Below are 18,350 nucleotides of genomic sequence, written 5' to 3' on the forward strand. Positions count from 1 at the left end.
CAAGTCATGAAAGATATCGTAACGCTGTTAAAGCAGTTGGAACGGCAGGGTGTGCGTCTGGCGTTAAATGCGCAAGGGCAGCTGATTTCGCAGTCCAACAAAGAGGCGATCACGGCAGAGATTGGGCGCACGATTAAGGAAAATAAAGACGCCATCGTGCGCTGCCTGACGGCGCAGCAGGCGTTTGACCGTCCGATCACACCGCAGAATGCGACGTCTGGCCCGCTGTCATCATCGCAAAGCGGGCTGTGGTTTATCGAGCAATACGAAGAACAATCACACCTCTACAACATGCCGGTCTATTTTCGTCTGACTGGCACGCTGGATGTGGCCGCGCTAGAGTTTGCCTTTGACGTGCTGGCGCAACGTCATGCCAGCCTGCGCACCCGTTTTGTGGTCAATGAACAGGGCAAGGGTGAACAGCGTATCGATGCCTATCAACCCTTTGTGATACAGCATGATGATTTCTCGCTGTTGCCGGAAGCCGAACGGGAAGGGCGCTTGCAGCAGCAGGTGAAAGCGGAAATCAGCCGTCCGTTCGATCTCACCGCGGGCGATCTTACCCGCGTGCGGCTGGTGAAGATGAGCGAGCGGGTACATGTTCTGATGATCACCCAGCATCACATCATTTCCGATGGCTGGTCGGTGAAGAATCTATTTGCGGACTTCAAACCGGCCTTTTTGGCCTGTCAAAACCGCCAGCCTTATCCTGTTGAGCCTACTCAGCTTAACTATATCGACTACGCACACTGGTTCAATTCCGATGCATTTCTGGATTACCACAACGAATTCAAGCCGTTCTGGGTTGAGCGGCTGACGGGCATCCCTGAAGTGCATAGCCTGCCATTGGATAAACCGCGTCCGGCACACCAAAACAGCGGCGGTGAGGTGATCTTCTCTGCGATCAACAACGATCTGTGGGATAAATTCAAGCGCCTGTGTCAGCGCTACAATACGTCTAACTTTATTGGCCTGCATGCAGTGTTCTCTCTGATGCTGGCGCGTATCAGCGGCGAGAAAGATATTGTGATTGGCTCCCCATTGGCCTATCGCGAACGGCCGGATATCGAAGATGTCGTCGGCTTCTTCGTTAACACCATCGTGCTGCGGACCCAGTTGCAAGACAGCCAGAATTTCGTTGATTATCTGCAATACTGCCGCGAACAGGATCTCTCGGCCTTCGATCATCAGCTCTATCGCTTTGAAGCGCTGAGCGAGGCGATCGGGTCCGATCGCACCACGGCGATCAACCCGATCTTCCAGGTGATGCTGGTGTATCAGGCCAAAGTGGATTTCAACGATCTGATCCCTGGCTGTGATGCGGCGGAGGAAACCTCGCCGGTGCTGCCCGCCAAGACGGACATCTCTGTCAAGGTGACGGAACTGATGGGCGAAGTGCGGCTGGACTGGCTGTTTGCCACCTCGCTGTTTGAACGTCAGACGATCCAGTATTACGCCGACCGCTTTATCCGGCTGATCGAAGCCGTGGTGGAGAACCCCGAAACCGATGTCTGGCATCTGCCGTTGATGGAAACGGATCGATTTGCCGCCGTGCTGGCGGAAACCCAGCAGTTGCCGCGTCGCTATCCGCAGCCACAGCTAACGGTAACCGACGTGATTGAAGCCGTGGCACAGCGCGATCCACAGCAGTTGGCGATTGCCTTTGATGGTGAGCAGCGTTCCGACACGCTGACGTATGCCGAGCTGAACAGGCAGTCTAACCAGCTCGCGCACTGGCTGCACCGTCAAGGGCTGGGTGAACAGTCGCTGGTTGGCGTGCTGGCGAAACGCGATCGCTATTTTGTCATTGCGCTACTGGCCATCTGGAAAGCAGGCGCAGCCTATGTACCGCTGGATCCCGATTATCCGCCTGAGCGGCTACGCCATATCATTACCGATGCCAATCTTGCCGTTATTCTCGGCGGTGATGGACAACAGCTGGGGCAATGGTCAGCCGAACAGCGCATCGATCTGACCGATCCGGCGGTTGTCGAGCAGTGGCAGGATCTGCCGGGTGATGAACCCCCGGCTATTCCGCGACATGCACAGCAGCTTGCACAGGTGATCTACACCTCGGGATCGACCGGCTTGCCGAAAGGCGTCATGATCGAACACGGCTCGTTGATCAATCTGCTGGACGATCATCGCGATCGCATCGATTTCACGCCAAAAAGCACGATGTTCAACTGCATGTCGCTCTCGTTTGATGCCGGTAACATGACGACGTTATTGCCGCTAAGCAGCGGCGGAACGTTGGCGTTTGGCGAGCCGAACGATCGCGCAATTATGCAGGCTGAGCAGGCGGGGGCGACACATCTGATCTTGCCGACGGCGCTGATGTCGATTCTCGATCCTGAGCAGGTTAACGGCATTCAAGCGATTGGCATGGGCGGGGAAGCCTGCCCGAACGCGGTGGTGGAAAACTGGGCAGAGAAAGTGGCGCTGTACAACATGTACGGGCCGACCGAATGTACCGTCACGGCGTTGAGTACCCGTCTGCGTAAAGGCCAGCCCGTCACCATCGGTAAACCGCTCACCCATATTCAGGCGTTGATTCTGGATGCGGCTGGACAGCTGTGTCCGGTGGGCGTGCCGGGCGAGTTGTGTCTTGCGGGGCTTGGGTTGGCGCGTGGCTACCTCAATCAACCGCAGATGACCGCCAGCCGATTCGAGCACATCACACTCAATGACGTGAACAATGCGGGACAGGGCACTGCGACGTTGCGTATTTATCGCACCGGGGATAAAGCCAGACTGCTGAACAACGGTGACTATGAATACTGTGGCCGTATTGATGAGCAGATTAAGCTGCGCGGTTACCGCATCGAACCGGGTGAGATCGAGGCACAGCTAGCGGCAGTCTGCCCATCGCTGAAGCAGGTTAAAGTCATCGTGGCGCAGGTAGGGAGCCGTCCGGCACTGGTCGCTTACGCTACGGTAAAAGCTGACAGCAGCACGCCGGAACCTGCCGCTGTGTTAATTGATGTTGCAAAGCATCTGCCGGAATACATGGTGCCTTTCCGGCTGATGCTGCTGGAAGACATGCCGCTGACGCCGAACGGTAAGCTGGATATGAAACAGCTGCCACCAGTCCTGGAAGCCAACGAAGGAGACGGTGAAGCCGATAACCCGCTGGAAGCGGACGTGCTGGCGATTTGGCGTAGCGTGCTGAATACGCCGCTGGGCGTTGAGGATGATTTTTTCCGCTTAGGCGGTGACTCTATCCTCAGTATCCAACTGACAACACGACTGCGCAGCGCAGGCTATGCCTGCACGGTGAAAGACGTTTTCGAAGCGAAGAGTGTACGGCGTTTGTGCCGTGTACTGGCGCAGAATAATCGAGATACAGGCACTATCGCGGAGCAGGGCACGCTGGAAGGCGAGTTCGCGCTGCTGCCGATTCAGCGTTGGTTCATGGAGCAATCTCTGGCACGTCCTGAGCACTGGAATCAGGCGGCGATGATCCAACTACCAGAGATCGATACCGGACAGCTTGCCACGATGTTGCAGGCGTTGATGGCACAGCACGATGCGCTGCGTCTGGCCTGTGATGCTACAGGACAACGCTATCTGGCGGATGCGGCTTGCCCTGTTTTGCCGACGCTGGATTATCGCCAGCTTGGCGACGACGGTTTGCAACAGGCATTTACCGCGTTACAGAGTGAATTCGATCCTGCGCAGGGAAGAACGATGGCCTGTGCACTGGTACGGCACCATCCACAGGCGGACACCGCCTTGTTCCTCGCTTTCCACCATCTGGTGATTGATGCCGTTTCCTGGCGCATTCTGGTTGATGATCTGGAGCGGTTGCACCTCGGTGAACCGCTGTTGCCAAAAACCTCAAGCTATCGTCAGTGGGGCGCGGCGCTGCAACACTACGCTATACAACATGCTGAACAGTTGACGTACTGGCAGGCACAGGAAGACGGCGTAGATCTGACGGCGCTACTGGCGGCGAAAGATCCACAGGGCCATGCCAGCGCTGCCATTCTGACGCTGGATGCGGAAACCACGGGCCAATTGGTGAGCGAGGCCAATCGTGCCTTTAACACCGACGTCAGCGATTTGCTGCTGGCGGCGCTGACCCGCACGCTAAACGATCTTGGCTGGGGTGATAAAGCACGCATCATGCTGGAAGGGCATGGCCGCGAAGCGATTGATCCGACGCTGGATGTCAGCCGCACCGTCGGGTGGTTTACCAGCACCTATCCGGTGTGCCTGCAAGATAAGCCAGACTGGGCTTCTCTGATTCAGTCCAGCAAGGAACGGCTGCGTCAGGTGCCGGATAAGGGCGTCGGGTTTAATCCGCTGCGCTATCACCACCCGCAGGGCAACTCGCTGACGCTGTCGCCGATTGTGTTCAACTATCTCGGCCTGTCGGTTCAGGCCGCGGGTACCTGGCGTCCGGTAGATGTCGCGCCGGGATGCTGCGTATCACCGAAGAATAAACCGGCAGAGGTTATCAGTCTCCACGGCGGTATTACTGGCGGACAACTGACGCTGCGTCAGGTGGGTTGCCTCAACCAGCGTGACAGCGAACGCTTGATGGTGCGGCTGGCCGAGAATCTGCGTGCGCTGACGGAAGCCTGTCTGGTGCAACTAAGTCACGGAGTCGCTTTTACCCCCAGCGACTTCCCAGCCGTCAAGCTGAGCCAGACGCAGCTCGACAGCCTGTTGCAGCGTTATGACATCGACACACTGTTGCCGCTGTCATCGCTTCAGCAATCAATGCTATACCATCGCCTACGCTGTCCACAGGACGATGCTTACCATCTGCAAACGCCGATTCGCTATGCGCAGCCGCTGGATGTGGAAGGCTATCGTCAGGCGTGGCAGCGTCAGATTCAGCGTTTCCCAGCCTTGCGTGCCGCGTTGGAAAGCGAGTTTGCCAGCATCCAGGTGATTGTGAAGCAGGCAGACCTGCCTTTCTACTATCAGGATTTGATGCAGGATGCCGATCCGCATGCGGTCATCGAACGCTATCGTCAGCAGGATTTACGTACCGGATTTGATTTGTCACAGCCGCCGCTGTTGCGCATTGCCTGTTTCCGTTTGGGCGAACAGGACTATCGGGTGCTTCTGAGCTGTCATCACAGCGTGATCGACGGTTGGAGTGGGCCACAACTGCTGGGTGCGGTACATCGTGACTATCAAACGCTGATGCAAGGGCAGGTATTAATGCACGGCGACGCGCCAGCGATTCAGGTGGATCGCGCCTATGTGGATTATGCGCTGCACGCCGTGGCGCAGCAGTCCGCCGTCGATGCCTTCTGGCAGCAGCGGCAGTCGCTGCTAGCGCAGACTAACGATGTGGCCATGCTGTTTGCGGCTGCGGGGAAACGCGCCGATCTCAGTCAGCACCTGACGCAGATTGAACCGCAGGTCACCAGCGTGAACCTGAACGAACAGGATCAAGCAACGCTAACCGCTTTTGCCCGTGAAGTGGGCGTTACGCACAGCATTATCGCGCAATACGCCTGGCATCGGCTGCTGGCGCGTTCGACCGGCGATGCGGTCAGTATTGTTGGAAACGTGCTGTCGGGCAGGGAAAGTCCGGTGGAAGACGTGGCGAGCAGCGTAGGTCTGTACATCAACAGCCTGCCGCTGGCGCTGAACTGGCAACAGCCCGTATCGCTGCAACAGCATTTGGTTCAGTTACAGAACGAGTTGATGGTGATGAATCAGCATGCCACGCAGTCGCTGATTGCGCTGACGGCTGGGCGTTCTCGTCTGTTCAACAGCTTGTTTATCTATGAGAACTATCCAGATGCGAAAGCGGAGCAGGGCCAACGCGCTGACGACCCACATCGGTTATATCCCGAGTTTTCAGCAGCCTATGAAAAGGTAGAAATGCCGCTGAATCTGGTGGTACGTGAGCAGTCTGGCTGCATGCTGCTGCGCTTCGAGTTTGATGCAGACGTACTGGACAGCGCGCAGGCGCGTCGGGTGTTGATGCGCTGGCATGACGAAGTGGTGGCATTGGTAAACAGCGCGCCACAGCAGCCAACTGAGATTATCGGGCATGAGAAAGCGACAGGCACGGTGGTTGCACAAAAAGCTGTGCCGTATAGCGCTATTAGCCAGCCTGATACCCCGTTTGCCCAAGCGTTGTTGCGTGCGTGGGCACAAACGCTACATCTCGGTGAACCCAGCCTCGGTGAGTCCGACCTCTGGTCACGGACGTTGTGTGAAAGCGGTGTTGATTCGCTCCAGCGTATTGCGCTGGCACAGGCGCTGAGCCGTACGTTAGCGCAGCCGGTGAGCGTGGCGCTATTGCAGCGCTACCCTTCACCGCAGGCACTGAGCGGATATCTGGCACAGTCGAGGGTTACCGCCAATGAGGAAACGCTGTTATGACAGGAAGTAACGATGTCATCGGGAATTTGCTGGCGGACATCCAACAACCGACGGCCTTCGGGCAGCGGGTGGGTGCCGCACACGGTGAACAGCGCGACAGCGGTGAGCTATCCCAGCAGTATCCTGCATCACTGGTGTGTGCGGCGTGGAGCTGGCTGCTGTACAAGTACAGCGGTGAAGAGCAGGTATGCGCGGCGTTTGTCACGCCCGATCTTCCTGACAACGTAAGGCCGTTGATCGCTCATTTTCAACAGCGCGATCGTCTTGTCAGCGAGTGGATCGCAGAGGTGGGAGCGTCGTGCGATCCACTGCCTGAGTCTGCGATTCTGGCAGATGAAACCCTGCATGCGCTGTTTAGCAGTGTGCTGATCGTCGGGGAAATCGTATCACTACCTGTTGCGGTGCAGAAGGTAGTGCAAAAAGTGGCGCTGATCGTAGAAGTTCAGAACGATCGGTTAATTCTAACCGCGCCTGATGGGCAACTCGATAATCGGCAGCTTCAGTGCATTGCCCGCCATCTCACGCGGCTACTCGATGGTCTGATGGCACAGCGCTGGGAGCGGCTGGCGCAAATTCGCCTCAGCTCGCTGGTGGCTCCGTTACCCAACAGGGCGCTAACGAGCGCACTGCATGACGAACTCCTGGCGCGTCTTACTCAGGCTGCGCGTCAGGATCGTGTCGCGATCCGTTTTCAGGAACGGGTCATTAGCTATCGGGAACTGCTGCAACGTGTGGCGTTAATTCAAGGGATGTTAGCTACGCAGGGCATTACTGCCGGTCAGCGAGTAGGGTTGCATCTCAGCCGGCAGCCAGACACGGTAGCGGCGCTGCTGGCTTGCCTATTTTCTCAGGTGACGTTTGTGCCGCTGGAGCCGGATTTCCCTGGGGAGCGGCTACAGGCTATTCAGCAAGAAGCAGCGCTGGCTGCGGTCTTGCAGGATGGTTATACCGGTGGGTCGCTGACGTTTGGCTGCCCGCTACTGAACCTCTGTGATTTACCGCATGCAGAGCGTGCCCCTTCAGCGAGCGTACAGTTGGCGCAGACTGGTGGGCCGGAAACGGCGGCCTATATGATGTTTACCTCCGGTTCGACGGGGAAACCGAAAGGCGTGGTGATTGGTCAGCGAGCGCTGCAAACCTTTATTCATGCCAGCGTAGAGCGGCTGGCCTTAACGGATAACGCGAACTGGCTACTTATCACTACGCTCGCTTTTGATATCTCCATGCTGGAAGTGTTTGCGCCGCTGTGGGTCGGTGGTGTGCTGCATCTGACCACGCATGAAGAATACAAAGATCCGCAGGCGGTTGCGGCGTATTTGCAGGATCGACAGGAAATCAACGTGTTGCAGGCCACTCCCGCTTTCTGGCGCATGATGTTCAAAGCGGGCTGGCAGGGGAAATCTGATTTGGTGGCGCTATGCGGTGGCGAAGCGCTGGATCTGCGGCTGGCACAGCGCTTGGTCAGCCGTTGCAAGACGCTGTGGAATTGCTATGGGCCAACCGAGGCGACAATTTGGTCGCAGATGGCGCAAATTGACGGCGCTGTGTTGGAGAACCAGCACACGGTCGCGCTGGGGAACACGCTGGCCGGCTATCAGCATCTGGTGATCGATGACGATCGTCATCCGTTGGCGGAAGGAATGGTGGGTGAGTTGTGCATTCTCGGTGATGCATTGAGCAGCGGATACTGGCAGCGGGACGATCTGACGCAAGATCGTTTTATTCAGCAGGAGGAATCTGGGCAGCGAATGTATCGCACGGGTGATAAAGTTCGGCTGCTGGGGGACGATCGCTATCAGTATCTCGGGCGTTTCGACGATCAGGTGAAATTACGGGGATTTCGTATCGAATTAGGGGAGATCGAAGCGCAATTGAAACGGATCGAACAGGTGCAGGATGCGGCCGTCAAACTTCAGGGCGAAGGGGATGACGCGGTACTGGTTGGCTACGTTGAGTACAAACCTGATTCAGAGATGACCAAGCTGGCGCTGCGTAAACAGCTGCATCAGTTCTTGCCTGCTTACATGGTGCCGGGGCGCATCGTGACGTTGGATAAGCTTCCCAAAACTGGCAGCGGTAAGGTCGATCGTAAACGCCTGACCGACGTTTGAAAGTGATAAAGGGCAGCGATGCTGCCCTTTATCTATAGGCCAGACGTTTCTCTTTGACGCTGGCCTCGTTCTGCTCAGCGGGCGAGGCGGTTGTAACCTGTGACATCTGTAACACCGTGCCGATCTTTACGGTGCGGCTGTTCTTCTATTTCTTTATTTTGCTGATTTAACAGAGATTAATTACTTCCTGCGGTTGGCACGACTTTCGCTTGTACAACGGAATAGCGGTTCGGCGCGGTAGCGCGATCTGTACTGTGTTTTGGTGAACCGGCTTTTCTTCCCCGACTACTGACTGGAGGTATTTGTGAAAGCAGCGCGCTGGTATCAGGCCCGTGATATCCGGGTCGAAGAGATAGCGGAACCTGTCGTTTCCGCTGGACAGGTGAAGATTAAAGTGGCCTGGACCGGCATTTGTGGCAGCGACCTGCACGAATATGTTGCCGGGCCGATTTTTATTCCGGTTAGCGCTCCCCATCCTCTGAGCCGCGATCGTGCGCCGATTGTGCTCGGTCATGAGTTTTCCGGCGAGGTGGTGGAAGTGGGTGGCGGCGTCTCCAACTGTAAGCCCGGCGATCGGGTGGTGGTCGAGCCGATTTTATCCTGCGGCCACTGCGCCGCCTGCCGGGAAGGGAAATATAACCTGTGCAGTCAGCTTGGCTTTCACGGCCTGTCGGGCGGCGGCGGCGGCTTCTCCAGCTATACCGTGGTGCAGGCCCAGCGGGTTCACAAGATGCCGGATGCGTTGTCCTTTGAACAAGGGGCGCTGGTGGAACCGGCTGCGGTGGCGCTCCACGCGGTGCGCATGAGCCGGTTGAAGGCCGGCGACAAGGCTGCGGTGTTTGGTGCCGGGCCGATAGGGTTACTGGTGGTCGAAGCGCTGCGCGCGGCGGGTGTCGGCGAGATTTACGTCGTTGAGCTTTCCCCGCAGAGAGCCGCTAAAGCCGTAGAGCTGGGCGCAAAAGTCGCGATAGACCCCAGCAAAGAGGATGCGGTTGCGCGCCTGCGCGAGCTGAGCAGCGGCGGCGTGGACGTCGCGTTTGAGGTTACTGGCGTCCCGGCTGTGCTGGGACAGTGCATCAACAGCACGCATTACGAAGGGGAAACTATTGTGGTTTCCATCTGGGAAAAAGAGGCGTCATTCCACCCCAATACGCTGGTGCTTCAGGAACGCTCGGTGAAAGGCATCATCGCGTATCGAAATATTTTCCCGGCGGTGATGGAACTGATGACCCGCGGCTATTTTCAGGCCGATAAGCTGGTGAGCAAGAAAATCCAGTTGGATGACATTGTCGAGCAAGGGTTTGAAACGCTGGTACGTGAAAAGCAACAGGTAAAAATTTTGGTGCAGCCGTCGGTATAACCCACATTTAACCTTTGCCGCGGGCGGCGCTGGAATGAACGCTATCGAGATACGGCCTGCCCGGCAGAGGTTGCGTCAGTAACGTGTTGTTTGCTGTCTTAACCCTAATTTAAGAGGTTGCTCACGTGAAACTAAAACAGAAAGTGGCTTTGATAACCGGCGGTGCTCAGGGGATTGGCCGGGCCATCGCCCTGCGGCTGGCGGCCGACGGGGCGGATATCGCACTGGTCGATCTGAATCAAGAAAAACTGAAGCGGGTGGCCGCAGAGGTCAGTGCTCTGGGGCGCGATGTGACGACGCTGGTTGCGGATATCAGCCGCCGCGATGAGGTATACGCCGCCGTCGATCGCGCCACGGACGCGCTGGGCGGGTTTGATGTTATGGTCAACAATGCCGGTATTGCACAGGTTAACCCGCTAGCGGACGTGAACGAGGCCGAAGTGGCACGCATTTTTAACATTAACGTTAACGGCGTGTTATGGGGGATCCAGGCCGCGGCGGCTAAATTCAAGGTGCTGGGGCGCAAAGGGAAAATCATCAGCGCCTCTTCTATTGCCGGTCATGAGGGATTCGCCATGCTGGGTGTCTATTCCGCCACCAAGTTCGCCGTGCGCGCGCTCACACAGGCGGCGGCCAAAGAGTATGCCAGCGAGGGGATTACGGTGAATGCCTATTGTCCGGGGGTTGTCGGCACCGATATGTGGGTGGAGATCGACCAGCGTTTTGCGGACGTGACTGGCGCACCGGTTGGCGAAACTTATAAAAATTTCGTCGGCGGCATTGCGCTCGGTCGCGCGCAAACGCCGGAGGATGTCGCCGCGCTGGTGGCGTTCCTCGCCAGCGACGATGCGGATTACATCACTGGCCAGTCATACCTGACCGACGGCGGTCTGGTTTACCGCTAATTCATAAGGCACCGTCGGGGGCGGCGAAGGGTGCGGCTCGCTGGCGCACCTTTTCTCCCAGCATGGCGCTCACCTGTTGGCAGAGATCCTGCTGTTGTTCGTGGCTGGCGTTCATCAGCGCCGCCACGTCTACGGTTTTGCCCGCATCGTAATGGCGGCTGCTACCGATCTGCCGTTCAAATCCGTTGGCCCACCGATGTACCTGAGGCAAATCTACGGCCACCAGCAGCACCGCGTGCGCCAGCACGATGTGCCGCCGCGCCTCGCCGGGTGCCTGATTGGGCAAGGGCTGCCAGTATTGCGCCGTACCGGCGATTTTGCGCGCCTCGTCCGGGCTGCCGCAGGCCAGATTAAAACGGCCGTCGCAAAAGGATCCGTTCACCGCCTGAAAGCGGCTGATAATGCCAAAGGCATCCAGCGTGTCGCGCAGGATTTCACACAAGTGGAGATAGATCGGCGTTGCCGCTTCCCCTAGACTTTGCTGTATCGGATAGGCCAGACTGAGATTGATGATGCCCGGCCCCTGCGGCACCAGACCGCCGCCGGATTTGCGCAGGAAAACCGGGCAGCCCTGCACGGCAAAGCGCTGGCGTACCAGCGCTAAGGCCGCATGACGGGTGTAAGTGCGCGGTGCGACCAGCGATTGCGGTGTTTGCCAGATTTTTGCCACCGCAGCGCCCGCCGCGGCGTGCTCAAACAGCTCGTCCTCGGCGGTTGTGGGGTCGTCACAGTGCTGTAACTGGTTGTGCAGCAAGTGAAAAAGGCCGCAACCTGTGGTTGCGGCCGATGAGTGCGTCATTCGTTTACCATCCACGAGTTAAACGGCACCGAGATGCTTTAGCAGTAGCTGGTTAACTTCCGCTGCCTTTTCCATCTGCGGCATATGGCCGGCACCGCTGAGGGTTTCCACTCTGGCGTGCGCCGGCGCCTGTTCTGCATGTTCAACCGGGATAATCCGATCTTCCTCACCCCAAATCAATAGCAGCGGGATGTCGGCGTCACTCAACTGCAAGCCCGGCTGCGCGCTTTGTCTGCCCTCGGCAAACAGGTTGTTTTGCAGGGCGGCGAGCGCGTTATCCACGCCGTCCAGCCGCTTATACTTAAGCAGATCGTCCAGCATCTGTCGGCTGACCAGCGCGGGATCGGCGAACAACAATTCAACCACCGGTTTCAACTCGCGGCGCGACTGTGCGTTGATGAAGCCCTCGGTATAGCGGTGATTAACTTCCGGCCCGAAACCGGCGCTGTCGATCAGCGCCAACGAACGCACGCGATCGGGCTGGCGCAGCGCCAGTTCACTGGCTATAGCGCCGCCGAGAGAATGGCCGATCACGTGAGCGGCCGGCAGCGAGATCGCATCCATAAAGTCAGCGGTAAAGTCGGCCAGATCGCCCAGTTGCGCGCCCGGTAACCGAGTGGAGGATTGCCCGTGCCCGGGAAGATCGAGTGCCACGACGTGGTAACGTTCGGCCAGCGCGTCCAGATTGAACAGCCAGTTGTCCAGATCGCCGCCGAAGCCGTGGATGAACAGCACGGTTCCTTCACCCTCGCCGCGGCTGGCGTAGCGGATGCGCAGGCCGTTCACTTCCACCCAGGCAGTGGCGGCCTGTTCGTCTTCACTCTCTTCATCGCTATCGGTCAGGGGGGCCCAGTCGGCGATAAACGCCTCTATTTCCGCATCACCAATATGTGGCGGGGCCAGCACGCCCAGCAGGGCTTTCACCGGCAGAACATCGCCTGCTTCCGCCACCTTGCGCCGCAGGATCCCGGCATCGGTGGCCTCAACCGCGTTGGCGATTTTGTCGGTTTCCACGTTAAGAATAGCCATGCCCGGCGTAATCTCACTGCCTTCGTCAACCAGCCATTCATTGACCGTGCCTTCACGCATCGACAGCCCCCACTTGGGCATGACGACAGGAATAATTGCGTCATTGCTCATATTTGTGTTCTCCCTTAGCTTAGTGTGCGCTGAACGGCGCTGATGATGCTGTCTACTCCCGGCAGGTAGCGATCTTCCAGCGCCGGTGAGAAGGGTACGGGGGTATGCGGCGCGCTTATCATCTGCGGTGGTGCCTTCAGCGCGCCGAACGCATGTTGTGCCACTTGGGCGATAATGTCGGTGGCGATGTTGCAGCGCGGGTGGGCTTCATCCACCACCACCAGACGACCCGTGTTTTCCACCGTTTCGATGACGGTGTCGAGATCCAACGGGGAGAGTGAGCGCAGATCGACAACCTCAACGCTGACGCCCCGTTTTGCCAACTGTGCGGCGGCATCAAGGGCGCGGTGTACCATTAACCCATAGGTGACGATCGATACATCGCTGCCGTCGCGCACGATGCTGGCTTCGCCAAACGGGATGGCATACGGCTGTTCGGGGACGTCGCCTTCCATGCCATACAGATTTTTATGTTCGCAGAAGATGACCGGATCGTTATCGCGGATGGCCTGAATCAGCAGCCCCTTGGTGTCATACGGGGTGCTGGGGCAGACGACCTTCAGGCCGGGGATATGGGTAAACAGCGGCGTCAGCATCTGGGAGTGCTGAGCAGCGGCGCGGAACCCAGCGCCGACCATGGCGCGGATCACCACTGGCGTTTGCGCCTTGCCGCCGAACATATAGCGGAATTTGGCGGCCTGATTGAAAATCTGATCGAAACATACGCCCATGAAGTCGATAAACATCAGTTCAGCGATAGGGCGCATACCGCAGGCGGCGGCGCCGATGGCTGCCCCGACATAGGCCGACTCCGACAGCGGCGTATCCAGCAGACGATCGCCATGTTTAGCGTACAGCCCTTTGGTGACGCCGAGCACGCCGCCCCAGGCGTCCTTCTCCCCGTCGGCACCCATGCCGCCGACGATATCTTCACCGAGCATAATCACGCTGGGATCGCGCGCCATTTCCTGATCGATCGCCTCATTGATGGCGAGCTTCATACTAAGTTTACGAGCCATGTCTATTCTCCTCTCAGGTGAAGTTGTCGTCAGTAGCTGACATAAACGTCGGTTAACAAATCATCGGCGCTGGGATCGGGCGCGGCCTTGGCTTCCTGCACCGCCTGCTCGATCAGAGCGGCCACCTCGCGATCGATGGCGTGGAACTCTTCCGGGCGAATGACTCCGCTTTGTTGGACATGGTTGGTAAAATGTTTCAGACAGTCGTGATGCTCGCGGATCGATTCCAGTTCGTCCGGGGCACGGTAGGTTTGCGCGTCGCCTTCAAAGTGCCCGTAGAAACGCACCATTTTGCATTCGAGTAGTGAGGGGCCGCCGCCGGCGCGCGCGTGGCGGATCAGCTCGCCCGCGGTTTCGTAGACGGCGAAAAAATCCGTGCCGTCAACGGTAACGCCGGGGATGCCAAACCCGGCCGCGCGATCGACATAGCTGTCCACCGCGGTAGCATACTTACGCGATGTGGCCTCGGCGTACCCGTTGTTTTCAATCACGAACAGTACGGGCAGGTTCCAGACTGCAGCCAGATTCAGGCTTTCGAGAAACATCCCCTGATTGGCTGCACCATCGCCGGCAAAGGTGATGCCGATTTCGCCCTTGCCGCGGAATTTGGCCGCCAGCGCCGCGCCGCACACCAGCGGCGCGCCTGCGCCCAGAATACCGTTGGCGCCCATCATGCCTTTGCTCAAATCCGCAATGTGCATCGAGCCACCCTTGCCGTTGCAGGCGCCACCGGTTTTACCGTAGATTTCTTTCATCATGGCGATGACGTCGACGCCTTTGGCGATACAGTGCCCGTGGCCGCGGTGGGTGCTGGCGATACGATCGCCGTCGTTAAGGTGGGAAATAATGCCGACCGCCGTCGCTTCTTCTCCGGCGTACAGGTGGACAAAACCGGGAATGTCGCCGCGTGAAAAATCGACGTGCAGCCGTTCTTCGAAATCGCGGATGGTGCGCATACGGCGATAGGCGCTCAGCAAGGCTTCGCGGGTGAGCGGCAGGGAAGCAGAGTGTAGGGTGTTATCGGTATTGTTCATAGCCATCTCCAGACAGTGAGTGATGATTAAAGTGGGCCGCTGCTACCGCTGGTGGCGGCCCAAAATAATTCGTTTTCGGCGGCGTAGCGCAGGCAAGCGTTGATGTCGATGGAGCGGAAAGCGCGCTCGCGCAGCGCGATCCGCACGCTATCCTGCGGGCCGAACATCATTTCTCGCTCACCGTCCAACGCGATGACGCCCTGGCGAAGGAGCAGAGCGCTTGCGGCACCGTGTTCAATGCGCTGCCAGCGGGCGATCGCTACGCGGTGCAGCAGTCCGGGCGCGAGCGGGGCCAGCAGCGTACCAGCACCGGAGCCAAAGGTAATGCTCAGCCCGCCGGGGGACTGGCGGCTGAGCGGCATCAGCAGGCCACCGATGGAGGACAGGCCCACGGTATGCGGCTCGGCAAAGCATAGGTAGAGCTGTGACAGCTGTTCGGGACGCCACACAGAACGGGCGCCGATGAACTGTTCGGCCAGAATTGCGGCGTCGACAATGGCGATATCGTGACGGGCATCGGGGTGACCGGTATTGATGGCGATATCCAGGCGCTTATTCCACCGCAGCGCCTGATTGCCGGGGATTTTCCCGCTTGCATACAGCCCTGCCGCCAGTCCAACGATGGTTGGTTCACGCAGTTCGGGCCAGGCGTTGTTGGTGCCGGTGGAGATACCGGCGATCGGCACGTTGCCGCACGCTTTCGCCACCGCCCGATGGGTGCCGTCGCCGCCGAGCACAACGATGGCGCGGGCTCCGCCGGTCCGCATCATGCGGGCTGCCTGTAGGGTATCGTTTACCGTGGCGCTGACGCCGAGCGGCAGCCAGCTTAGCCGGGGGAGGAGAATGGTGTGGCGCTGCGCCAGAATACGGGTGAGGATCGCCTGTAACCCTTCCCGATCCGGCATCATGCGCACATCAACGATGCCTGCGGTGCCCAGTGCGGCCAGCAGCCGGAAGATCAGGTTGGCGCGTTCGGCCAGCGTTAGGCTACCGGCATGACCGACCACGCGGCGGATATCACGGGCGGAAACCGGGTTGGCGATAATGCCGACCCAGCCGGGGGATACGGAACTACCGTTGGTGGCGCTATTTACAGGTTCAGACATGGGGAAGCCTCTTGTCATCAGCTGCAATCGCTATAGCAAATTCCGATCCATATTTTATTATGACTTTAAATCAAAGGGTTAATCTGGTTTTATGTGTAGGAGGGAGCCGGGGTGATACAGATGTCACCACCCGTTGAGACAGATCAGCAGCGCGTATCCGTTTGATTTGGGGAGCGGATACCCAGGCGCTGCATACGGCGGTAGAGCGTCATCCGGCTGATTCCCAACTGGCGGGCTGCCGCGCTGTGGTTCCACTGCGCCTCCCGCAGGTGCTGGATTAATGCCAGCCCTTCGGGGCTGGCGACGGGGGATTCGGAGGCATCTTGTTGCTGTGTGCGTTCGTCTATCTTGGCAGGGTGCGGCGGCGGCATGCCGGCTGACCTCCGGGCTGAAAAGTGCAGCTCCTCCGGCAGATCGCTGGGGTGAATACAGGCGTTTTCGCAGATGGCGCAGGCGTATTCCAGCGCGTTGCGCAGTTCGCGCAGGTTGCCCGGCCAGCTATGGCGATGCAGGAGTGCCCTGGCTTTGGCCGTGAGCACGCAGCGTTTGCCCGCGAGTATGTTATCAATCAGCCAGTCCAGATCGCTGCGTTCACGCAGCGGCGGCAGGATAATGCGCGCGCCGAGCAGACGATAGTAGAGATCTTCGCGGAATGCGCCTTCGGCGATCAGCCGTTCCAGCGCGCGGTGCGAGGCCGAGATTATCCGGATATCGACTGGAATGGGCCGGGTGGCACCAATCGGCAACACTTCGCGTTCCGCCAGCACGCGCAGCAGGCGTGTCTGCATGTCCAACGGCATATCGCCAATTTCGTCCAGAAACAGCGTGCCGCTGTTGGCTTCCTGAATCAGCCCGCGGCGTGGCTTATTGCCCGCGCCGGAAAAGCTGCCCGGCATGGCGCCGAACAGTTCGCTTTCAATCAGGGAAGGCGGGATTGCTGCGCAGTTTACGGCGATGAACGGCTGATTGCTGCGGTTGCCGGCCTGGTGTAACGCGCGGGCGAAAAACTCTTTGCCACAGCCTGTTTCGCCGTGAATAAACATATTCACCGGTGTATCCACCAGCTTCATGGCGCGCTGTAACTGTACCTGTAACGCCGGATCGCCGCCGCTGATCGCCTGTAACGGTGCAGGCAGCACGGCCGGTTCGCCTGCTTTGCGCCGCTGGCTACGGTTGATGGGCGGTTGGGCGGTGAGGAACAGCGTATTGCGGCTGCTGACCAGATGAATGGTGCGCTGCTGTAGCCCTTCGGTGTTCAGGTAATCCGGCAGCTTGTTGAAGTCGGCGTTGAAAATCTGTTCAAAGCTCAGCCCTAAAAGCGGACTGGCCGCATGTTGCTTCCATACCGGCAGGCTCAGCTCCCCTTGCAACAGACGCCACACCTGATGGTTATGCCCCACCACTTTGCCCCCGGCATCAAAGGCGAGCAGATAATCGGGGTTAACGTTGACCAACGTGTATGATGCGCTGAGCTTGAGTATCCAGTCGCCGCGGTGCATGTGTTCAAAATAGGCGTTTTCAATCAGGCTGGCGTGGATGAGGGCGATTTGCAGTGCCAGATGCTGGCTGGATTTGGGCTGCGGCGAATTAAGCGCCGAGATATCCAATACCGCGTGCAGTCGCCCCTGTGGATCGAACAGCGGCACGGCAGTACAGGTAAGCGGAATATGGGTGGCGTCGAAGTGGTCGCCTTGATGTACGATCAGCGCTTCACCGGTGGCTAATGCCGTACCGACGGCGCAGGTGCCGGCATAGGTTTCTGACCACTCCGCGCCCAAAAACAGACCGGTGCGCCGCAGGCTGATCTCCGCGTTGGTATCGCCCAGAAAATCGACGGTGATGCCTTTGGCGTTGTTCAGCAGTACCACGTAACCTGCCGGCGCGATTTGCTGAAATAGGCGTTCCATGCCGTGATGGGCGATACGTCGAAACTCTTCCAGATTTTCCTGATGTTCGCGCAGTTCATGCCAGGTGAGGATACGCGCATCCTGCATACGGCTGGGATCCAGCCCGTAATCATTCACACAGCGCAGCCAGGAATCGCGAATGAGCCGATCGTAAGGCTGTAGCGCCGCTGGAGCGGTTTTCCTGTTAATGGTTTCGACTACCGTGTCAATATGGTTACGCTGGTGTTGATTCACGGTCGTTTACTCCTGAATTGACCTTTCCCGAAGCTTCAGAACAATTCTCAAAGCGCCCCGTCGTTGGCGACTGCTATTATTTGTTTTTTTAACAAATAATTAACATATGGAGTATTGCAGATGACAGCGACTTTTTCTGTGATCGAATGCAAAAGGTGGTTAAGGCGCCGTGACATGGCGGATTGATCTGTCCTTGATTTAGTGCCCACCTTGTTTTCAAATCAGTCAACGAAAGCGAGGTCACGATGACGAGACAACAATATCCCCCGGAGTTCAAGCGCAGAGCCGTGGCGTTACTGCTCGAAAGCGGCAAGTCTGTTGCCCGTCTGGCACAGGAGCTTGATATCAAAGAGAACACCCTCTACAACCGGAAAAAAC

The 18,350-nt window shown here is 58.3% G+C and carries 11 protein-coding genes; 5 read left to right on the plus strand and 6 right to left on the minus strand.

All coding sequences use genetic code 11. From position 1 onward, the window contains the following. Positions 1-6: 6 nt before the first annotated feature. The 4 genes from KP22_RS19370 to KP22_RS19385 all read left to right on the plus strand — a co-directional run bounded on the left by KP22_RS19370 (position 7) and on the right by KP22_RS19385 (position 10,733). Positions 7-6,357, plus strand: a complete 6,351-nt coding sequence (locus KP22_RS19370) for a non-ribosomal peptide synthetase (RefSeq protein WP_039325846.1) — start codon at positions 7-9, stop codon at positions 6,355-6,357. Continuing rightward, on the plus strand, positions 6,354-8,468 hold the full coding sequence (locus tag KP22_RS19375) for an amino acid adenylation domain-containing protein (RefSeq protein WP_039325848.1): 2,115 nt from the start codon (positions 6,354-6,356) through the stop codon (positions 8,466-8,468). The genes KP22_RS19370 and KP22_RS19375 overlap by 4 nt, the downstream gene beginning before the upstream one ends. Before the next feature lie 304 nt (positions 8,469-8,772). Beyond that, positions 8,773-9,828, plus strand: coding sequence for a 2,3-butanediol dehydrogenase (locus KP22_RS19380; RefSeq protein ID WP_039304575.1), 1,056 nt, complete (start codon positions 8,773-8,775; stop codon positions 9,826-9,828). 125 nt (positions 9,829-9,953) lie between these two features. Then, positions 9,954-10,733 carry an acetoin reductase gene (locus KP22_RS19385; protein ID WP_039325850.1) on the plus strand — a complete coding sequence of 260 codons (780 nt, stop codon included), beginning with the start codon at positions 9,954-9,956 and terminating at the stop codon, positions 10,731-10,733. 1 nt (position 10,734) lies between these two features. Here the strand turns inward: KP22_RS19385 and KP22_RS19390 are convergent, their stop codons facing one another. The 6 genes from KP22_RS19390 to KP22_RS19415 all read right to left on the minus strand — a co-directional run bounded on the left by KP22_RS19390 (position 10,735) and on the right by KP22_RS19415 (position 17,972). Beyond that, a complete protein-coding gene (locus KP22_RS19390) occupies positions 10,735-11,532 on the minus strand; it encodes a lipoyl protein ligase domain-containing protein (RefSeq protein WP_039325853.1) in 798 nt (265 codons plus the stop codon). An 18-nt stretch (positions 11,533-11,550) separates the two neighbouring features. Next, the gene (locus tag KP22_RS19395; RefSeq protein WP_039325855.1) at positions 11,551-12,672 is read right to left on the minus strand and encodes an acetoin dehydrogenase dihydrolipoyllysine-residue acetyltransferase subunit; all 1,122 of its coding nucleotides are present in this window, start codon (positions 12,670-12,672) and stop codon (positions 11,551-11,553) included. Positions 12,673-12,686: 14 nt separating this feature from the next. Next, the gene (locus KP22_RS19400) at positions 12,687-13,691 is read right to left on the minus strand and encodes an alpha-ketoacid dehydrogenase subunit beta (RefSeq protein WP_039304588.1); all 1,005 of its coding nucleotides are present in this window, start codon (positions 13,689-13,691) and stop codon (positions 12,687-12,689) included. A gap of 29 nt (positions 13,692-13,720) precedes the next feature. Next, positions 13,721-14,725 carry a thiamine pyrophosphate-dependent dehydrogenase E1 component subunit alpha gene (locus tag KP22_RS19405; protein WP_039304591.1) on the minus strand — a complete coding sequence of 335 codons (1,005 nt, stop codon included), beginning with the start codon at positions 14,723-14,725 and terminating at the stop codon, positions 13,721-13,723. Positions 14,726-14,751: 26 nt separating this feature from the next. Further along, positions 14,752-15,831 carry an ATP-NAD kinase family protein gene (locus tag KP22_RS19410; RefSeq protein ID WP_052012561.1) on the minus strand — a complete coding sequence of 360 codons (1,080 nt, stop codon included), beginning with the start codon at positions 15,829-15,831 and terminating at the stop codon, positions 14,752-14,754. 143 nt (positions 15,832-15,974) lie between these two features. Then, on the minus strand, positions 15,975-17,972 hold the full coding sequence (locus KP22_RS19415) for a sigma-54-dependent Fis family transcriptional regulator (RefSeq protein WP_039325857.1): 1,998 nt from the start codon (positions 17,970-17,972) through the stop codon (positions 15,975-15,977). A gap of 245 nt (positions 17,973-18,217) precedes the next feature. On the opposite strand from KP22_RS19415, the gene KP22_RS23085 reads away from it, so the two are divergent. Further along, on the plus strand, positions 18,218-18,350 hold a 133-nt coding region (locus KP22_RS23085; RefSeq protein ID WP_081923401.1), incomplete at its 3' end, for a transposase.

Source organism: Pectobacterium betavasculorum, assembly GCF_000749845.1.
GTDB lineage: Bacteria > Pseudomonadota > Gammaproteobacteria > Enterobacterales > Enterobacteriaceae > Pectobacterium > Pectobacterium betavasculorum.

Bases quoted from the DNA above. Each gene is read 5' to 3' on its own strand.
- KP22_RS19370 (WP_039325846.1), top strand. From the start codon at position 7: ATGAAAGATATCGTAACGCTGTTAAAGCAGTTGGAACGGCAGGGTGTG.
- KP22_RS19375 (WP_039325848.1), top strand. From the start codon at position 6,354: ATGACAGGAAGTAACGATGTCATCGGGAATTTGCTGGCGGACATCCAA.
- KP22_RS19400 (WP_039304588.1), bottom strand. From the start codon at position 13,691: ATGGCTCGTAAACTTAGTATGAAGCTCGCCATCAATGAGGCGATCGAT.
- KP22_RS19390 (WP_039325853.1), bottom strand. From the start codon at position 11,532: ATGACGCACTCATCGGCCGCAACCACAGGTTGCGGCCTTTTTCACTTG.
- KP22_RS19405 (WP_039304591.1), bottom strand. From the start codon at position 14,725: ATGAACAATACCGATAACACCCTACACTCTGCTTCCCTGCCGCTCACC.
- KP22_RS19410 (WP_052012561.1), bottom strand. From the start codon at position 15,831: ATGTCTGAACCTGTAAATAGCGCCACCAACGGTAGTTCCGTATCCCCC.
- KP22_RS19395 (WP_039325855.1), bottom strand. From the start codon at position 12,672: ATGAGCAATGACGCAATTATTCCTGTCGTCATGCCCAAGTGGGGGCTG.